Annotated in this window: 17 protein-coding genes; 16 read left to right on the plus strand and 1 reads right to left on the minus strand. The window is 63.4% G+C overall.

Annotated elements, in window-relative coordinates:
• Window positions 1–128 precede the first annotated feature (128 nt).
• From tsaB to trmB, 12 genes are all read left to right on the plus strand, one after another.
• Window positions 129–821, plus strand: a complete 693-nt coding sequence (gene tsaB / locus E5X88_RS25095; RefSeq protein WP_292166051.1) for a tRNA (adenosine(37)-N6)-threonylcarbamoyltransferase complex dimerization subunit type 1 TsaB — start codon at window positions 129–131, stop codon at window positions 819–821.
• Complete coding sequence (gene rimI / locus E5X88_RS25100; protein ID WP_292166053.1) at window positions 821–1,315, plus strand: ribosomal protein S18-alanine N-acetyltransferase; 495 nt, start codon at window positions 821–823, stop codon at window positions 1,313–1,315. The genes tsaB and rimI overlap by 1 nt, the downstream gene beginning before the upstream one ends.
• Before the next feature lie 27 nt (window positions 1,316–1,342).
• Complete coding sequence (locus E5X88_RS25105; RefSeq protein ID WP_292166054.1) at window positions 1,343–2,143, plus strand: 1-acyl-sn-glycerol-3-phosphate acyltransferase; 801 nt, start codon at window positions 1,343–1,345, stop codon at window positions 2,141–2,143.
• Window positions 2,144–2,252: 109 nt separating this feature from the next.
• Window positions 2,253–3,662 carry a tRNA (N6-isopentenyl adenosine(37)-C2)-methylthiotransferase MiaB gene (gene miaB / locus E5X88_RS25110; protein ID WP_292166056.1) on the plus strand — a complete coding sequence of 470 codons (1,410 nt, stop codon included), beginning with the start codon at window positions 2,253–2,255 and terminating at the stop codon, window positions 3,660–3,662.
• A gap of 26 nt (window positions 3,663–3,688) precedes the next feature.
• A complete protein-coding gene (locus E5X88_RS25115; RefSeq protein WP_292166058.1) occupies window positions 3,689–4,738 on the plus strand; it encodes a PhoH family protein in 1,050 nt (349 codons plus the stop codon).
• 114 nt (window positions 4,739–4,852) lie between these two features.
• Entirely contained in the window at window positions 4,853–5,359 is a 507-nt protein-coding gene (gene ybeY, locus E5X88_RS25120; RefSeq protein WP_292166059.1) for an rRNA maturation RNase YbeY, read from the plus strand.
• A 27-nt stretch (window positions 5,360–5,386) separates the two neighbouring features.
• On the plus strand, window positions 5,387–6,460 hold the full coding sequence (locus E5X88_RS25125; protein ID WP_292166060.1) for a hemolysin family protein: 1,074 nt from the start codon (window positions 5,387–5,389) through the stop codon (window positions 6,458–6,460).
• A 17-nt stretch (window positions 6,461–6,477) separates the two neighbouring features.
• On the plus strand, window positions 6,478–6,948 hold the full coding sequence (locus tag E5X88_RS25130) for a VOC family protein (RefSeq protein ID WP_292166061.1): 471 nt from the start codon (window positions 6,478–6,480) through the stop codon (window positions 6,946–6,948).
• A 92-nt stretch (window positions 6,949–7,040) separates the two neighbouring features.
• On the plus strand, window positions 7,041–8,633 hold the full coding sequence (lnt, locus tag E5X88_RS25135; protein WP_292166063.1) for an apolipoprotein N-acyltransferase: 1,593 nt from the start codon (window positions 7,041–7,043) through the stop codon (window positions 8,631–8,633).
• Between the two features lie 139 nt (window positions 8,634–8,772).
• On the plus strand, window positions 8,773–9,192 hold the full coding sequence (locus tag E5X88_RS25140; protein WP_292166064.1) for a helix-turn-helix domain-containing protein: 420 nt from the start codon (window positions 8,773–8,775) through the stop codon (window positions 9,190–9,192).
• 354 nt (window positions 9,193–9,546) lie between these two features.
• Window positions 9,547–10,836: a methionine adenosyltransferase gene (gene metK / locus E5X88_RS25145; protein WP_292166066.1), complete on the plus strand. Its 1,290-nt coding sequence runs from the start codon at window positions 9,547–9,549 to the stop codon at window positions 10,834–10,836.
• A 41-nt stretch (window positions 10,837–10,877) separates the two neighbouring features.
• A complete protein-coding gene (trmB, locus tag E5X88_RS25150) occupies window positions 10,878–11,579 on the plus strand; it encodes a tRNA (guanosine(46)-N7)-methyltransferase TrmB (RefSeq protein ID WP_292166068.1) in 702 nt (233 codons plus the stop codon).
• 68 nt (window positions 11,580–11,647) lie between these two features.
• On the opposite strand, the gene E5X88_RS25155 is transcribed toward trmB, so the two are convergent.
• Complete coding sequence (locus E5X88_RS25155; protein ID WP_292166069.1) at window positions 11,648–11,812, minus strand: hypothetical protein; 165 nt, start codon at window positions 11,810–11,812, stop codon at window positions 11,648–11,650.
• Window positions 11,813–12,101: 289 nt separating this feature from the next.
• On the opposite strand from E5X88_RS25155, the gene rimP reads away from it, so the two are divergent.
• The 4 genes from rimP to infB are packed head-to-tail and all read left to right on the plus strand — an operon-like array spanning window position 12,102 to window position 17,652.
• Complete coding sequence (gene rimP / locus E5X88_RS25160; RefSeq protein ID WP_292166070.1) at window positions 12,102–12,758, plus strand: ribosome maturation factor RimP; 657 nt, start codon at window positions 12,102–12,104, stop codon at window positions 12,756–12,758.
• Between the two features lie 48 nt (window positions 12,759–12,806).
• On the plus strand, window positions 12,807–14,402 hold the full coding sequence (nusA, locus tag E5X88_RS25165) for a transcription termination factor NusA (protein WP_292166071.1): 1,596 nt from the start codon (window positions 12,807–12,809) through the stop codon (window positions 14,400–14,402).
• A gap of 38 nt (window positions 14,403–14,440) precedes the next feature.
• Window positions 14,441–15,091 carry an RNA-binding protein gene (locus E5X88_RS25170; RefSeq protein WP_292166073.1) on the plus strand — a complete coding sequence of 217 codons (651 nt, stop codon included), beginning with the start codon at window positions 14,441–14,443 and terminating at the stop codon, window positions 15,089–15,091.
• Complete coding sequence (gene infB, locus E5X88_RS25175; protein ID WP_292166074.1) at window positions 15,088–17,652, plus strand: translation initiation factor IF-2; 2,565 nt, start codon at window positions 15,088–15,090, stop codon at window positions 17,650–17,652. Before E5X88_RS25170 ends, infB begins: the two co-directional genes overlap by 4 nt.
• Window positions 17,653–17,674 lie beyond the last annotated feature (22 nt).

Below are 17,674 nucleotides of genomic sequence, written 5' to 3' on the forward strand. Positions count from 1 at the left end.
AGGCGAGATCGAAGCGAAGCCGCCAAACGATTTATGCATTATCCCCTTGCGGCGATGAGCCATGGCGGGCACAGGGAAATTGTTTTTCGAACCCCTGTGCCCAAGCGGGTGCTCCAACCGGTCGCCTCATGAAGTTGCTTGCCATCGACTGTGCCGCCAATCTCTGCGCCGCCTGCGTCTACGACGCGGCGGCCGGGAAAGAGCTCGGCCGCTCGGTGCTCGACCTCGGCAAGGGCCATGCCGAGCATTTGATGGGCGTGATCGAAGAGGCGTTGAAGACCGGCGGGACCGACTATGCCGGCCTTGGCGCCATCGCTGTCTCCACCGGCCCGGGCTCGTTCACCGGCCTGCGCGTCGGCGTCTCGGCGGCGCGGGGCCTGGCGTTGGCGCTGAAAATCCCGGCAATCGGGGTGACGACGCTGGAAGCTCTGGCGGCGCAAGCGAGAGAGACATTTCCCGGCCGCGCCGTGCTGGCCGCGCTCGACGCCGGCCGTGAGGAAATCCACGCAGCATTTTACGACGAAGTGTCGGTTCTGCGCTATGGTCCGGCCGTGACCACGCTTTCGCAAGCCGCCGCCATGGCGGCGGCTAGTTCTCCGGTTCTTGCCGGCACGGCGGCAACGCAAATCGCCGCGTCGGCCGGGCGCGCCTTTGATATCGGTCCGACAGCGGCCACTGCGGACGTCGCTATCTATGCCCGGCTGGCCGCCACCCAAAGTGCCGGTAAGAAGCGCGAAGGCGAGAAGCCGAAACCGCTTTATCTGCGCGGGGCGGACGCCAAACCGCAGGCCGGGTTTATTTTATCAAGGCAAAAAAACTGATGCGCATTCCTTTCCTCCAGCCGCGCCGCAGGGACTATGCGCTCGAGCCGCTGACGATTGCCGACAGCGCGGCCATGTCGGTGCTGCATCGCGAGGATTTCGTGCGGCCGTGGACAGACGGCGAGTTCGCCGCGTTGCTCGAGCAGGACACAGTGTTCGGCTATGCGGCGCGCGAGACCGGACAGGGCGCCAAGCCGCCGGTTGGCTTCGTGCTGGCGCGCCTGGCTGCCGGCGAAGGCGAGATCCTGACTGTCGCGGTGGCGCGCTCCCATCGCCGCCAGGGGCTTGGCTGGCAATTGATGGACGCCGTGCTGCGTGAACTGCACGCGCAACGCGCCGAGGCGCTTTTCCTCGAGGTCGACGAGACCAACATAGCTGCGATCGCGCTCTACCGGCGGCTGGGATTCCGCGAGGTCGGCAAGCGCCCCAACTATTACAGGTCGCCCGAGCACGGCCCGACCGGGGCGCTTGTCATGCGCCGCGATCTTCGCTAGCCAGAGCGCGGGCAGGGCCAAGAGCGAATGATCGGAAAAATCAGGATTTTCCTGGCGCTGGGCCTCGTTGTCGGCGGCTCGTTGATCCTCGTGCCGTTGCAGATCCTGTCGATGAAGACCGGGCTCTGGCGCGAGACGTTCATCCTGAAGATCTGGCACCGGCTGATCGTCAGGGCATTGGGCATGCGCATCCATGTCAAGGGGACCCTGTCCAGCCAGCGTCCTCTACTGGTCGCGTCGAACCACATCTCCTGGACCGACATCATGGTGCTGGGGTCCATGGTCGACGTGAAGTTTATCGCCAGGGCTGATATGGCCGGCTGGCCGTTGATCGGCATGTTGTCGAAGCTGCAGCGCACCGTCTTCATCGAGCGCGAGCGCAAGCGTTCGTCGGGCGACCAGGCGAGCGAGATCGCCAACCGCATGGCCAAGGGCGACGCCATGGTGCTGTTCGCCGAAGGCTCGACCAGCGACGGCAACATGATCCTGCCGTTCAAGAGCACGCTGTTCGGCGCCGCCTCGATGGCGATTTCGGAAGGGACGGCCGAAACAGTCTTCATCCAGCCGGTGGCGATCGTCTACACGCGCCTGCATGGCGTGCCGCTCGGCCGCAGGCACCGGCCGATTGCCGCCTGGATCGGTGATGAAGATCTGGTGCCGCATCTCAAGGTCCTGATGGCGGAAGGCGGGCTCGATGTCGAAGTGCATTTCGGCGAGCCGGTCGCCTTTTCCAAGGGCTCCAGCCGCAAGGAGACGGCAAGGCTGATGGAAAGCCAGGTGCGTGATATGGTGCGGGCGGCGCTCGCCGATCCGCGTCCGAGCCGGTAAGCCCGAAGGGCTCACGCACAAAATCAAGTGCTCGCGTCCAGGACGATACGCGGCGCTGTAGAGCAGAATCGTCTGTTTTTTGTCACGGAAAGGCGTTAGAAGCCGCCGAATGGAGCTGAACACGATAGAACGGGACGACATCGAACGTGCGGCCGAGACTGCGGTCGTGCCGTCTGCCGCGACCAGGAAGGTCTTCGTCAAGACCTATGGCTGCCAGATGAACGTCTACGATTCGCAGCGAATGACCGATGCGCTGGCCGCCGACGGCTATGTGGCGACGGACGCCATCGGCGAAGCCGATCTGGTGCTGCTCAACACCTGCCATATTCGTGAGAAGGCGGCGGAGAAGGTCTATTCCGAACTCGGCCGCATTCGTGAGATGAAGGCCGAACGGGCTCAGGCCGGCCGCGAGATGCTGGTCGGCGTCGCCGGCTGCGTGGCGCAGGCGGAGGGGGCCGAGATCATCCGCCGCTCGCCAGCCGTCGATCTGGTCATCGGCCCGCAGACCTATCACCGGCTTCCGCATGTGCTGGCACGGGTGCGCGGCGGCGAAAAGATCGTCGAGACCGACTATGCCGTCGAGGACAAGTTCGATCACCTGCCGCGGCCCAAACGCGCCGAGATCATCAAGCGCGGCGTCACCGCGTTCCTGACCGTGCAGGAAGGCTGCGACAAGTTCTGCACCTTCTGCGTCGTGCCCTACACCAGAGGCTCGGAAGTGTCGCGGCCGGTGGCGCAGATCGTCGCCGAGGCCGAGCGGCTGGCGCAAGCCGGCGTGCGCGAGGTGACGCTGCTTGGCCAGAACGTCAATGCCTGGCACGGCCAGGGAGAGAACGGCGCCGAATGGGGCCTTGGCCGCCTGCTGTTTAGGCTGGCCGAGATCCCAGGGCTTTCGCGGCTGCGCTACACCACCAGCCATCCGCGCGACATGGACGACGAATTGATCGCCGCCCACCGCGACCTGCCGGCGCTGATGCCCTATCTGCATTTGCCGGTGCAATCGGGTTCGGACCGCATCCTCAAGGCGATGAACCGCAGACATACGGCAAAGGACTATCTGACACTGCTCGACCGGATCCGCGCTGCGCGGAGCGACATCGCGCTTTCGGGCGATTTCATCGTCGGCTTTCCCGGCGAGACGGATGCCGATTTCGAGGCGACGATGGAACTGGTCCGCCAGGTGAACTACGCCTCGGCCTTCTCGTTCAAATATTCGCCGCGCCCCGGCACGCCGGGCGCCGAGATGACCGATCATGTGCCGGAAGCCATCAAGGACGAGCGCCTGCAGCGGCTGCAGGCGCTGCTGCTGAAGCAGCAGCAGGTTTTCGGCGCGAGCCTGGTCGGCAGCACCATCGACACGCTGATCGAGAAGCCCGGCCGTCAGGCCGGCCAGAAGGTTGGCCGCTCGCCATGGCTGCAGCCGGTTATTGTTGATGAAAAGGCCGGCGAAATCGGTGAGATTATCCAGGTACGAATCACGAAGACGGGTTACAACAGCCTGTTCGCCGAATTGGCCTGAAGGTCTCGGCAGATGAGGAGAGACGGTTGAGCGCTGCGGAAGTGAAGAACCTGCCCCAGAACCTACCATCGGGGGCTTCGGATATGGCGCACATCGTTCTGACTTTCGACAACAACAAGCTTGCCAGCGCCCTTTATGGTCAGTTCGACGAGAATCTGGCCAGGCTCGAACAGAAGCTTGGCGTCGATATCCGCTCGCGCGGCAACCAGTTGACCATCAAGGGCTCCGCCTCGGCCGCCGAGCAGGCGCGCCGCGCCCTGGACAATCTCTACGGCATTCTCCAGAAAGGCGCCGACATCGGCCAGTCGGACGTCGACGGCGCCGTGCGCATGGCGATCGCCGCCGACGACCAGTTGACGCTGCCGACGCTGGAGCGCAAGGGCAAGGTGTCCGCCGCTCAGATATCAACGCGCAAGAAGACGATCTATGCCCGTTCGCTCAATCAGGACGCCTATATGCGCGCGCTGGAGCGGTCCGAACTCGTGTTCGGCATCGGCCCGGCCGGCACGGGAAAAACCTTCCTGGCGGTGGCGCATGCGGCGATGCTGCTCGAACGCGGCATGGTCGAGCGCATCGTGCTGTCGCGGCCGGCCGTCGAGGCCGGCGAGCGGCTTGGCTTCCTGCCCGGCGACATGAAGGAGAAGGTCGATCCCTATTTGCGGCCGCTTTACGACGCGCTTTACGAGATGATGCCGGCCGACAAGGTCGAGCGGGCGATTGCCGCCGAGGTGATCGAGATCGCGCCGCTGGCCTTCATGCGCGGTCGCACGCTGGCGCATGCCGCCGTCATCCTCGACGAGGCGCAGAACACCACGCCGATGCAGATGAAGATGTTCCTGACCCGCCTTGGTGAGAACTCGCGCATGATCGTCACCGGCGATCCGACCCAGATCGACCTGCCGCAAAACACCAAATCCGGTCTGGTCGAGGCGCTCAGGATCCTCGACGGCGTCACCGGCATGGTGACTGTCCGCTTCAACGAAGGCGACGTCGTCAGGCATCCGCTGGTCGCCGAGATCGTCAAGGCCTACGACCGCGACGGCAAGTTGGCCCGGGGCCTGGACGCCGAAGGCTAGAAGCATCGGGCCCAAAGCGGGAACCGGTGGGAAATCCGATGCTCGAACAAGAAAATAGAGCGGGGGCACGATGCGAAGCGAAAGCCCGCCGCTCCAGTATCACGATGCGGCCCCATGGCTGAGGACAGAAAGTCTGGCGGCGGGGATCTTCCGGTTCCCGTCGACATCGATATGGCGGTCGAAGCAGGCGACTGGCCCGATGAGGCCGCGCTGATGCGGCTGGTCGATCGCGCCGTTGCCGCTGCGTTTGCCGAAACCGGTGTGAACGGGAGTTCCGAGCTCAGCATGGTCTTTTCCGACGATGCCCATATCCGCAGCCTCAATGCCGGCTGGCGCGGTAAGGACAAACCAACCAACGTTCTGTCCTTCCCGGCTTTTCCGCTCGCAAAGGGTGGCCCGTTGCCGCCCATGCTGGGTGACATCGTGCTGGCCGCCGAGACGGTCGCGCGCGAAGCCGCACTGGAAGACAAGCCTGTCGACAACCATATCACCCATCTCGTCATCCACGGCCTGCTGCATTTGCTGGGCTACGATCACGAGACCGATGCCGAGGCCGAGGAAATGGAAGCAGTCGAACGCGCGGCGCTTGCGAGACTTGCCATTCCCGATCCCTACGCGTAACTAAAAAGATCAAATGACCGGACGACGATGAACGACAAACCAGAGACTGCCGCCCGCCCAGACCCCGGCAGTGCGATTAAGCCATCTGAACAGACGGAAGAGGGCTCGAGTCCGAGTACCACGACCGGCAGCTTCGCCAGCGAGCCATCGTCTGCCGGTCCTTCCCTGTTCGATCGCGTGCTCGGCCTGTTCAGGCAACGCAACGGCACCAGCCTGCGCGAGGAGATCGCCGACGCGCTTGCCGAAACGGCGAGCGATGCCGGATCCTTCTCGCCTGGCGAACGGGCCATGCTCAACAACATCCTGCGCCTGCGCGAGGTGCGCGTCGAGGACGTCATGGTGCCGCGCGCCGACATCGAGGCGGTCGAGATCACGACGAACCTGGGCGATCTTCTGGGACTGTTCGAGCAGTCCGGCCATTCCCGCATGCCGGTCTATTCGGAGACGCTCGACGACCCGCGCGGCATGGTCCACATCCGCGACGTGCTCGCCCACATCACCAAGGTCGCCCGTGTCAGGAAGGGCAGGACGACCAGGAAAGCCGCCGCCACCACGCTTCTCGATCTTGCCAAGGTCGATCTCGCGCGCACCATCGGCGACCTGAACCTGATCCGCCCGGTGCTTTTCGTGCCGCCGTCGATGCTCGCCTCCGATCTCATGGGGCGGATGCAGGCGATGCGCACCCAGATGGCGCTGGTCATCGACGAATATGGCGGGACCGATGGTCTGGCTTCGCTCGAGGATATCGTCGAGATGGTGGTCGGCGACATCGAGGACGAGCATGACGACGACGAGCCGATGATCACCCAGACCGGCGAGGGCGTGTTCGTCGTCGACGGCAAGGCCGAGATCGACGATGTCGCCAAGATGATCGGCGAGGATTTCGCCGCCGGCGAGCATGGCGAATATGTCGACACGATCGGCGGCATGATCTTCAACACGCTTGGACGTGTCCCGGCCCGCGGCGAAGTGGTGCAGGCCATACCTGGCTTCGAATTCCATGTGCTCGACGCCGATCCGCGCCGCGTCAAGCGCGTGCGCATCGTCGAGACCCCAAAGGGCGAGCGCCGCCGGCGCGCCGTCCGCGCCGAGCAGGCCTGAGGAAGCATCGCCGCCCGATGACGGTCGACGATCCGTTCAAGCACTCGACCTTGGGCTCCAGCATATTCTACAAGGATCCGCGCGCCGCATTGATCTGGCTTGAAAAGGCCTTCGGCTTCGAGCCGAGCATGGTGGTCAGCGACGCCGATGGCAGGCTCGTCCATTCCGAGATGCGGTTCGGTGACGGCTATATCATCGTCGATTCCGAATGGGCCGACCATGTCGCCAGCCCCGCTTCGCTTGGAGGCAAGAACACGCAGTCGGTCTATGTGCGCCTGAAGGACGGCATAGATGCCCACTGCGATCGCGCAAGGGCCGCGGGCGCCGGGATCGTCCAGGAGCCAGCCGACCAGTTCTACGGTGAACGGCAATACAGGGCGCGCGATCCTGAAGGTCACGTCTGGACCTTTTCCCAGACCGTACGCTCCATTCCACGCGAGGAAGCGGAGCAGTTGAGCGGTTTGCGGATCGAGGGCTGGCACCGATAGCCGCTATAATCGGATCGCGCTCATCCGGGTTTGGAGCGTGGACCGCAGCCTGATAAATCTTGCTCCGTGATTCGCGCGACTCGGAAGCATTGATGCAGCGCCTGGCCGGCCGGATAATTCTGCTGTGGGGTTGGCGACGCGCGCTCGTGGCGTTTCTTGCCGGGGCGCTGGCGGTTCTTGCCCAGGCGCCTTACGATTTCTTCGCCGTCTGTTTCGTTTCGTTTCCGTTGCTGGTCTGGCTCCTCGACGGCGCGACCGGCGAAGCCTCCGATGGCTGGCTCCGGCGGCTGCGGCCGGCCTTCGCCATCGGCTGGTGGTTCGGCTTCGGCTATTTTCTCGCCGGCCTGTGGTGGGTCGGCTCGGCACTTCTCGTCGAGGCCGACAGTTTCGCCTGGGCGCTTCCCTTCGCAGTGGTCGGAATTCCGCTGGTGCTCGCCTTTTTCTACGGCTTCGCGACAGCGGTTGCCCGGCTGCTGTGGAGCAACGACATCGGCCGCATCGCTGCCTTGGCCTTCGGCTTTGGCCTGACGGAATGGCTGCGCGACTTCCTGTTCACCGGCTTTCCCTGGAATGCCGTTGGCTACGCGGCGATGCCGGTGCCCTTGCTGATGCAGAGCGTGTCGGTGACCGGCATGGTCGGCATGAACGCGCTGGCAGTCTTCGTCTTTGCATTGCCGGCCCTGCTTGCGGCGCGCCGGCATGTCCGCCTGGGCGCGGCACTGCTTGCGGTTCTCGTCGCGACCCATGTCGGCTTCGGCTATCTCAGGCTTGCTGCTCCGGAGAAGCCGGCGGAGCGCAGCCTCGATGTCCGCATCGTGCAGCCGGCCGTCGACCTCAGCGAGAAGTGGGATGCTTCGGTGCGCGACCGCATCTTCGCCACCATGATGGGGCTCTCGGCCAAGACGCCCGAACCTGGCCATGGCAAGCCGCAATTGATCCTGTGGCCGGAAACTTCCGTGCCGTTTCTTTTCACCGAACGTCCCGACGCGCTGACCGCGCTGGGAGAGATGCTTGGCGGCGGCCAGATGCTGATCGCCGGCGTCGTCCGGGAGGAGGGCGGCTCGGCGGCAAACGCCGACACGCGGTACTACAATTCCGTGGTGGCGATCGACGACAGGGGTGAAATCATCGACGCCGTCGACAAGGTTCATCTGGTGCCCTTTGGCGAATATCTGCCCTTCACCGACCTGCTTGGCCGCTTCGGGCTCGAACAGCTCGTCGCCGGGCCGATGACTTTCGCGGCGGGTAATGAGCGGCATCCGATCGTGCTGCCCGGTGGCATCCGCGCGCTTCCGTTCATTTGCTATGAAGTCATCTTCCCCGATCTGGTGGCAGTTGACGTTGCGTCAGCCGATCTTATTGTCAATGTCACGAACGACGCGTGGTTCGGTGACACGCCGGGTCCGTACCAGCATTTCAGGCAGGCGCAGATTCGTGCGGTGGAGAACGGGGTGCCCTTGTTGCGCGCAGCCAATAACGGCATTTCCGCCGTCGTCGATCCGCGCGGACGCATCCTCGATGCACTGGCGATCGACGCACGCGGAGCCATCGATGCCCATGTGCCGATCTCCAATGAAGCCGTCGTCTCCTCCGGTCAAAGACGCGTTAACGGACTGCTGATCATGTTGGTGCTTGTCCTGGCCTCGTTCACATTGAATGTAAGGCAAAGGCTACGGGTGAATTGACAGTCGACACATTAGAAACTCATACTGTAACCGCCTAAAATTTCTCGAAGTCGGTATGTCGTTCTGTTGGGGCACTGGCCGCCGGCGTTGTTTGGGCAGAAAAAAACACAAAAAGCCGGAAAAATTCGGCGAGGAAAAAATGACAGAAGAGAACAAGAAGAAACCGAATCCTATCGACATCCATGTCGGAAGTCGCATCAGGCTTCGCCGCAATATGTTGGGAATGAGTCAGGAGAAGCTGGGCGAGAACCTCGGCATAACGTTTCAGCAGATACAGAAATACGAAAAGGGGACAAATCGCGTCGGCGCCAGCCGTTTGCAGGCAATCGCCTCGATACTCGGCGCGCCTGTCGCTTTCTTTTTCGAGGACGCGCCGGGTCAGGAGCCCGTGGGCAACCGCGGATTTGCCGAGGATTCATCGATGGCTTTTGCCGTCGAATTCTGCGGCAGTCCTGAAGGTCTTCAACTCAACCGGGCCTTCGTCAAGATCGCCGACGTGAAGATACGTCGCAAGATCATCGAGCTTGTGAAGGCGCTTGCCGCCGACGAAGTCGATTGACTGGGCCGATTTTGAGAGGTCGCTGAAAAGTCGAAAATGGCGGAGGCCGTCGTAGCGGCACGCAAAATTCTCGTGATCTCGTGCATCGTGGAATTTGCATTCCGTAGGCGTGCCCAAGAGGGGATCGATTTTGCTCGACGCCCGTCCTCAAGTCCTTTTTATTTGGGGATTAGGGCTAGGCACGCTGGCGGCATCCTGCCGCTGGTCACAGGGGTAGCCGATCACAGTGGTACAAGATAATAGCGTGATTTTCGTGGCAGAACGGCCGCATCGCTTGACGAGCGGCGCCCGGCACCGCTAACACGTGGCGCGCCAATCGGCAGCTTGCCGATATTTTTTCAAGAGGGGACACCCGTGACGCGGCAAAATTACCTATTCACCTCGGAATCCGTTGCCGAGGGTCATCCTGACAAGGTCTGCGACCGTATCTCCGATGAGATCGTCGATCTGGTCTATCGCGAGGCCAGAAAGGCCGGCATGGACCCCTGGAAGGTCCGCGTCGCCTGCGAAACGCTGGCGACCACGAATCGCGTCGTCATTGCCGGCGAGGTGCGCGTCCCTGAGACCCTGCTGAAGAAGGACAAGGCCGGCAACATCCTGATGGATGCCGCCGGTCATCCGCTCGTCAATCCGGCGAAGTTCAAGTCGGCCGCCCGCAAGGCGATCCGCGAAATTGGCTACGAACAGCCCGGTTTCCACTGGAAGACGGCAAAGATCGAGGTTCTGCTGCACGGCCAGTCGCCGGATATCGGCCAGGGCGTCGACAATGCCTCCGATCGGCAAGGCGAGGAAGGGGCCGGCGACCAGGGCATCATGTTCGGTTATGCCTGCCGCGAGACACCGGATCTGATGCCGGCGCCGATCTATTACAGCCACAAGATCCTCGAACTGCTGGCCGCCGCGCGCCACGAAGGCAGCGGCGATGCCGGCCGGCTCGGCCCGGATGCCAAGAGCCAGGTCACCGTCCGCTATATCGACGGCAAGGCGGCGGAAGTGACGCAGATCGTGCTGTCCACTCAGCACCTTGATGCGGACTGGGATTCGAAGAAGGTCCGCAAGGTCGTCGAACCCTATATCCGCGAGGCACTGGGCGAGCTGAAGATCGCTGACAGCTGCAACTGGTACATTAACCCCACGGGCAAGTTCGTCATCGGCGGGCCTGATGGCGACGCCGGCCTGACCGGCCGCAAGATCATCGTCGATACTTACGGCGGTGCTGCGCCCCACGGCGGCGGCGCTTTTTCCGGCAAGGACACCACCAAGGTCGACCGTTCCGCAGCCTATGCGGCACGCTACCTCGCCAAGAACGTGGTGGCGGCCAAGCTCGCCGATCGCTGCACCATCCAGCTTTCCTATGCCATCGGTGTTGCTCAGCCGCTGTCGGTCTATGTCGACCTGCATGGCACCGGCAAGGTCGACGAGGCAAAACTCGAGCAAGCGCTGCGCACCGTGATGGACCTGTCGCCGTCCGGTATTCGTCGTCACCTCGATCTCAACAAGCCGATTTATGCCAAGACGTCGTCTTATGGCCATTTCGGCCGCAAGGCCGGCCGCGATGGGTCCTTCTCCTGGGAAAGGACCGACTTGGCCAAGGCGCTCAAGGAAGCACTCGCCGAAGCGACCGCCGAAGCCGTCGCCGCCTAATCGCGGCGCCCATGGGCCCGAAAGTCATGGATCCGAAAGAAATGGATCCGAAAGATCGGCCAAGCCGCGCGACCGAAGCTTTTTTCGGTCGCCGGCGCGGCAAGACCATCCGTCCGCAGCAGGCGGCGGCACTGGAAAGCGGCTTCAGCACCTACCGGCTCGATCTGACGGCTGGACCGCCGGCCGAAATGCGCAGCCTGTTCGAAGCGAATGTCTGCGCTATTCATCTCGAAATTGGTTTCGGCGGCGGCGAGCACCTGCTGCATCGGGCGACGGCGGCTCCTGAGACCGGTTTTATCGGCGTCGAGCCTTTCGTCAACGGCATGGCCAAGCTGATGATGGCGGTCAGGAAACGGCCGCTTGCCAATCTTCGGGTCTATGACGACGACGCCACCCGCCTGCTCGACTGGCTCCCGCAAGCCTCGCTCGATGGCATCGACCTTCTCTATCCCGATCCCTGGCCAAAGAAGAAGCACTGGAAGCGTCGCTTTGTCAGCCCGGTCAATCTCGACCGTTTCGCGCGTGTCCTGAAGTCAGGCGGAAAATTCCGCTTTGCCTCCGATATCGATAGCTATGTGAACTGGACGCTGCTGCACTGCCGGGCGCATGATGCGTTTGCGTGGCAGGCTGAAGAGGCGGCCGACTGGCATCGTCCCTATGAGGGGTGGCCGGGTACGCGCTACGAGGCGAAAGCTGTTCGCGAAGGCCGGCGGCCAGCCTATCTTACCTTCGTCCGAAGATAGGCATAGTTTCGACAGCACGCATCGCGCGCTTTGCCGAGGCTGGAGATACCCCTCGTCTTTCGTCAGGCCTAGAAGCGGCCGATCTTGTCGAAGGCGCCCGGATCCACACCGAGATTGCGCAGGTCGTGCGCGCGCGGCTTGCGTCCGGCTTCGACGGCCCGCGAAGCGGCGACGGCGCTGCCGAACACTGTGAAGAAATCGCCGATAGCCGAGAAAACCTTTCGGTTGCTCATGATTTATGCCTTTTTTTCTGCTGCATGCGTGATTGAATTTGTGCAGCGCAACATAGATAGGCGCGTGTTCGCTGATATCCCAGGGACGTTGCCGCATGGCCGCCATGCGTCCTGTGCAACGCTGCCGCCTCCGGCACTTTCGCCCGGCTCTGCATGCGGACTTGAAACGACGGCCGCGATCGTCTATATCAGGCTCAAATTCTTGGTCGGTATGGCGAAGAGTGGGTCCACCCGGTCCCGCTCTTTTTTGTTACCTGCCGAGCCGCACGAAGCGAGCGACAGAGATCGAATGACAACAACGGCAAGCGATAGCGACGACCGCATCATCCGCGAAAGCGGCATCGATGCGCGCATCGCGCTGATCGTACAGCCGGTATTGCGTGCCATCGGCTTCCGCCTTGTCAGGGTGCATCTGTCGGGCCAGAACGGGCTGACGCTGCAGATCATGGCCGAGCGCGAAGACGGCACGATGACCGTCGAGGATTGCGAAGAAGTCAGCCGGGCGGTGTCGCCTGCGCTCGATGTAGATGATCCGATCGAAAAGGCGTATCATCTCGAAGTGTCGTCGCCCGGTATCGACCGGCCGCTGGTCCGCAAGTCGGATTTCGCGACCTGGACGGGCCATCTGGTGAAGATGGAAACATCGATCCTTGTCGCCGACCGCAAGCGTTTCAAGGGCAAGATCGGCGAGAGCGATGCGGACGGCGTGCTGATCGAGCGCGACAAGGCGGCCTATGGCGAGGAGCCGGCGGTGCGCGTGCCCTACGATGCGATCGCAGAAGCGCGGCTGATCCTGACCGACGACCTCATCCGCGATGCACTGTCGAAGGACAACAGGGCGCGCAAGGAAGCCAAGAAACGCCGCGGCGAACCCGAAGACGCGCCAGAGGGCGTGCCAGAGGGGCTGGGACAGGGCGCGGAAGACGAAACCGAACAGGAAATGTGATTGGGCTGCCGGGCGCAAAGGCTCGGCAACAAGCTCGGGAGAAAAAAGATGGTTGTAAGCGCCAACAGGCTTGAACTGCTGCAGATCGCCGACGCGGTCGCGCGTGAAAAGTCGATCGACAAGTCGATCGTCATCGCCGCCATGGCCGATGCGATCCAGAAGGCGGCGCGCTCGCGCTATGGCCAGGAAACCAACATCCGTGCCGACATCAATCCGAATACCGGCGAGATGAAGCTGCAGCGGCTGATGGAAGTGGTCGAGAAGGTCGACGACTATGCGACGCAGATCGCCATTTCCTCGGCGCGTGAGCGCAATCCCGACGCCCAGCTCGGCGACTTCATTGCCGAACAGCTGCCGCCGATGGATTTCGGCCGCATCGCCGCCCAGTCGGCCAAGCAGGTCATCGTGCAGAAGGTGCGCGAAGCCGAGCGTGACCGCCAGTATGACGAATACAAGGACCGCATCGGCGAGATCGTCAACGGCACCGTCAAGCGCGTCGAATACGGCAACGTCATCGTCGATCTCGGCCGTGGCGAGGCGATCATCCGCCGCGACGAGCTGATCCCGCGCGAGAACTACAAATATGGCGATCGCGTCCGCGCCTATGTCTATGACGTACGCCGCGAGCAGCGCGGTCCCCAGATATTCCTGTCGCGCACCCATCCGCAGTTCATGGCGAAGCTGTTCACCATGGAAGTGCCCGAAATCTACGACGGCATCATCGAGATCAAGTCGGTCGCCCGCGATCCGGGTTCGCGCGCCAAGATTGCCGTCATCTCGCGTGACAGTTCCATCGATCCGGTCGGCGCCTGCGTCGGTATGCGCGGCAGCCGCGTTCAGGCAGTGGTCGGCGAATTGCAGGGCGAGAAGATCGACATCATTCCGTGGTCGCCTTCGGCCGCTTCCTTCATCGTCAATGCGCTGCAGCCGGCGGAAGTCGCCAAGGTCGTGCTCGACGAGGACGCCGAGCGCATCGAAGTCGTGGTGCCGGACGACCAGCTGTCGCTGGCCATCGGCCGCCGCGGCCAGAACGTCCGGCTCGCCTCGCAGCTCACCGGCTGGGATATCGACATCCTGACCGAGCAGGAAGAGAGCGAACGCCGCCAGAAGGAGTTCGTCGAGCGCTCGGCACTGTTCATGGACGCGCTCAACGTCGACGAGATGGTCGGCCAGGTACTCGCCTCCGAAGGCTTCACCAGCGTCGAGGAAGTCGCCTATGTCGATGCCGGCGAAATCGCGTCGATCGACGGCTTCGACGAGGACACCGCCTCGGAAATCCAGGCTCGCGCCCGCGAATATCTGGAGAAGATCGAAGCCGAGCACGACGACAAGCGCAAGGCATTGGGCGTTAAGGACGAGTTGCGCGAGATTCCCGGCGTGACCACCGCCATGATGGTGACGCTCGGCGAGGACGGCGTGAAGACGATCGAGGATTTCGCCGGCTATGCAGCCGATGACCTGACCGGCTGGAAGGAACGCAAGGACGGCGAGACGAAGGTGTTCCCCGGTGTGCTTGCCAATCACGGCGTGTCGCGTGCCGATGCCGAGCAGATGGTGCTGGCCGCCCGCCTCAAGGCCGGCTGGATCACCGAAGACGAGCTTGCGGCCGAAGAGGTGCCGGCTGACGAAGCCGTTGGTGTGTGAGGTGAAACCGCATCGCACACAACCCGCCCTTGGACGAGATGAACGATCGCACTTGCATCGTCACACGCAGACAGGCCGAACCGGATGAACTGATCCGCTTCGTCGTCGGCCCGGATTCGGCCGTCGTTCCGGATATCAAGAAAAACCTGCCCGGCCGCGGTTGCTGGGTGACGGCCGACCGCCTACATATCGACAAGGCGGCAGCGAAGAACCTGTTCGCTCGCGCCTTTAAGGCGCAGGTGGCCGTGCCGACCGATCTCGGCGGCATGGTCGACGGGCTGCTTTCCAGATCCGCTCTGGGAATGCTCGGTCTTGCCCGCAAGGCAGGCGCGATTGCGCTCGGCGCTACCAAGGTCGAGAGCGCGGTGCGTGGCGGGCTGGCGCTTTTCGTGCTCCATGCAGCCGAGGCGTCCGAAGACGGCGTGCGCAAGATCAGCCAGGCGCGGCGGGCAACCGTCCACCTCGGCGGTCCCGCCATCCTTGCCTACAAACTTTTCTCCGAGGCCGAGTTGAGCTTGGCATTGGGGGGTACAAATGTGATACATGCTGCCGTTCTCGCGGGAGACGCGGGCAGGGCGGTCCAGAAGCGCATGGTTGCGCTCGACCGATATCGGGGCGGTTCCCCGGACGATCTGGCAATGCTTGCGGCCGTTGCTGACGAAGATGATGCCGCAGAGGATATGGAATGAGCGATACGAAATCGGGCGACGACAAGACGTTGAGTGTTACGCCGAAGAAGACCTTGACGCTGAAGCGCCCCGGTACGGAACAGGGCACAGTGCGCCAGAGCTTCTCGCATGGCCGCACCAAAGCGGTTGTGGTCGAGACCAAGAAGCGCAAGTTCTCGCTGCCCGGTGACAAGCCGGAGCCGGCCGTTACCCCTGCGTCCGTCTTCACGCCGAAGCCGCCGGTCGCGGCAGCGCCCGCTGTGCAGGAGGCGCCCAAGGCGCCGCCGCCTTCGCCCGTCGAACGCGGTGGCATGGTGCTGAACGAATTGTCGCGTAACGAGATGGAGGCGCGCCGCCGGGCCCTGGAAGGTTCGAAGGTGCGCGACGTCGAGGATCGCCAGCGCGCCATCGAGGAGGCCAAGCGCCGCGCCGAGGAGGAAGAGCGCCGCCGTCGCGAGCGCGAGGAATCCGCGCGCCGCCAGGCCGAGGAAGAAGCCCGGTTGCAGGCCGAGGCCGAGTCCCGCCGGCGTGCCGAGGAAGAGGCGCGCCGGCGCGCGCCGCTGGCCGCCGAATTGGCGACAGTCGACGACGAGGATATCAAGCCGAAGCGGACCGGCGCCGGTGCCCCGGTGCGCCGTCCGGTCACGCCCGAAGTGGCGCGTCCGGCCAAGCCGACCAAGGGCGAGGAAGATCGCCGCCGCGGCAAGCTGACATTGAATGCCGCACTTTCCGATGAGGATGCGCGGGCTCGTTCGCTGTCGTCGATGCGTCGGCGTCAGGAGAAATTCAAGCGCGCGCTGCATAACGAACCGCGCGAGAAAGTCATGCGCGAAGTGATTCTGCCCGAAACCATCACCATCCAGGAACTGGCGCAGCGCATGTCCGAGCGCGCTGTCGATGTGGTCAAGTTCTTCATGAAACAGGGCCAGATCCTGAAGCCGGGCGACGTCATCGACGCCGACACCGCCGAGCTGGTCGCCACCGAATTCGGCCACACGGTTCGCCGCGTTGCCGAGTCCGACATCGAAGAAGGCCTGTTCAACATCGCCGATCGTCCCGAAGATCTCGAGCCGCGTCCGCCGGTGGTGACGATCATGGGCCATGTCGACCACGGCAAGACGTCGCTGCTCGATGCAATCCGCAGCGCCAATGTCGTGTCCGGCGAGGCCGGCGGCATCACCCAGCATATCGGCGCCTATCAGGTCGAGAAGAATGGTCACAAGATCACCTTCATCGACACGCCCGGCCACGCCGCCTTCACTGCGATGCGCGCCCGCGGCGCTCAGGCGACCGATATCGCCATTCTCGTGGTGGCGGCCGACGACAGCGTGATGCCGCAGACGATCGAGTCGATCAGCCATGCCAAGGCGGCCGGCGTTCCGATCATCGTGGCGATCAACAAGATCGACAAGCATGACGCCGACCCGCAGAAGGTGCGCTCGGAACTGTTGCGCCACGAAGTCTTCGTCGAATCGATGGGCGGCGAGGTGCTGGACGTCGAAGTGTCGGCGACCAAGGGCACCAATCTCGACAAGCTGCTCGAAGCGATCCTGCTGCAGGCCGAAATCCTTGACCTGAAGGCCAATCCGGACCGCACCGCCGAGGGCGTCGTCATCGAGGCCCAGCTCGACAAGGGTCGCGGTCCCGTCGCCACGGTGCTGGTGCAGACCGGCACGCTGATGCCCGGCGATATCCTTGTTGCCGGCAACGAATGGGGCCGGGTGCGCGCGCTGGTCAACGACCGCGGCGAGCAGATCAAGGAAGCGCCGCCGGCGATGCCGGTGGAAGTGCTCGGTCTGCAGGGAACCCCGCAGGCCGGCGACCGCTTCGCCGTGGTCAACAACGAGGCTCGCGCTCGCGAGATCACCGAATACCGTCAGCGCCTGGCGCGCGAGAAGGCGGTGGCCAAGCATGCCGGCCAGCGTGGTTCGCTCGAACAGATGATGTCGCAACTGCAGACGAGCGGGCTGAAGGAATTCCCGCTGGTCATCAAGGGCGACGTGCAGGGCTCGATCGAGGCGATCAGTGCGGCGTTGGACAAGCTTGGCACCGATGAGGTGCGTGCGCGCATCGTCCATGCGGGCGCTGGCGGCATCACCGAAAGCGACGTGTCGCTGGCGGAAACATCGGGTGCCGCGATCATCGGCTTCAACGTCCGCGCCAATGTGCAGGCGCGCGCCGCCGCCGCCGCGGCGGGCATCGAGATCCGCTACTACTCCATCATCTACAATCTCGTGGATGACGTGAAGGCGGCGCTCTCCGGCCTGCTTTCGCCGGAGCGTCGCGAGACCTTCATCGGCAATGCGGAGATCCTCGAGATATTCGACATCACCAAGGTCGGCAAGATCGCCGGCTGCCGTGTCACCGAAGGCAAGGTCGAGCGCGGTGCGGGCGTTCGCCTGATCCGCGACAACGTCGTCATCCACGAAGGTACGCTGAAGACCCTGAAGCGCTTCAAGGACGAAGTAGCGGAAGTCCCGGGTGGCCAGGAATGCGGCATGGCCTTCCAGAACTACGAAGACATGCGCGTCGGCGACATCATCGAGTGCTTCCGCGTCGAGATGGTGACCAGGACGCTCTGAGTTCGAGTATCTCAGGCCAAGC

Origin of the sequence: Mesorhizobium sp. (genome assembly GCF_004962245.1) — a bacterium.
Taxonomy (GTDB): domain Bacteria; phylum Pseudomonadota; class Alphaproteobacteria; order Rhizobiales; family Rhizobiaceae; genus Mesorhizobium.

Excerpts from the sequence above, each read along its gene's own strand:
- tsaB (WP_292166051.1), top strand. The coding sequence starts at position 129 with ATGAAGTTGCTTGCCATCGACTGTGCCGCCAATCTCTGCGCCGCCTGC.
- rimI (WP_292166053.1), top strand. The coding sequence starts at position 821 with ATGCGCATTCCTTTCCTCCAGCCGCGCCGCAGGGACTATGCGCTCGAG.
- E5X88_RS25105 (WP_292166054.1), top strand. The coding sequence starts at position 1,343 with ATGATCGGAAAAATCAGGATTTTCCTGGCGCTGGGCCTCGTTGTCGGC.
- miaB (WP_292166056.1), top strand. The coding sequence starts at position 2,253 with ATGGAGCTGAACACGATAGAACGGGACGACATCGAACGTGCGGCCGAG.
- ybeY (WP_292166059.1), top strand. The coding sequence starts at position 4,853 with ATGGCTGAGGACAGAAAGTCTGGCGGCGGGGATCTTCCGGTTCCCGTC.
- E5X88_RS25125 (WP_292166060.1), top strand. The coding sequence starts at position 5,387 with ATGAACGACAAACCAGAGACTGCCGCCCGCCCAGACCCCGGCAGTGCG.
- E5X88_RS25130 (WP_292166061.1), top strand. The coding sequence starts at position 6,478 with ATGACGGTCGACGATCCGTTCAAGCACTCGACCTTGGGCTCCAGCATA.
- lnt (WP_292166063.1), top strand. The coding sequence starts at position 7,041 with ATGCAGCGCCTGGCCGGCCGGATAATTCTGCTGTGGGGTTGGCGACGC.
- E5X88_RS25140 (WP_292166064.1), top strand. The coding sequence starts at position 8,773 with ATGACAGAAGAGAACAAGAAGAAACCGAATCCTATCGACATCCATGTC.
- trmB (WP_292166068.1), top strand. The coding sequence starts at position 10,878 with ATGGATCCGAAAGATCGGCCAAGCCGCGCGACCGAAGCTTTTTTCGGT.
- E5X88_RS25155 (WP_292166069.1), bottom strand. The coding sequence starts at position 11,812 with ATGAGCAACCGAAAGGTTTTCTCGGCTATCGGCGATTTCTTCACAGTG.
- rimP (WP_292166070.1), top strand. The coding sequence starts at position 12,102 with ATGACAACAACGGCAAGCGATAGCGACGACCGCATCATCCGCGAAAGC.
- nusA (WP_292166071.1), top strand. The coding sequence starts at position 12,807 with ATGGTTGTAAGCGCCAACAGGCTTGAACTGCTGCAGATCGCCGACGCG.
- E5X88_RS25170 (WP_292166073.1), top strand. The coding sequence starts at position 14,441 with ATGAACGATCGCACTTGCATCGTCACACGCAGACAGGCCGAACCGGAT.
- infB (WP_292166074.1), top strand. The coding sequence starts at position 15,088 with ATGAGCGATACGAAATCGGGCGACGACAAGACGTTGAGTGTTACGCCG.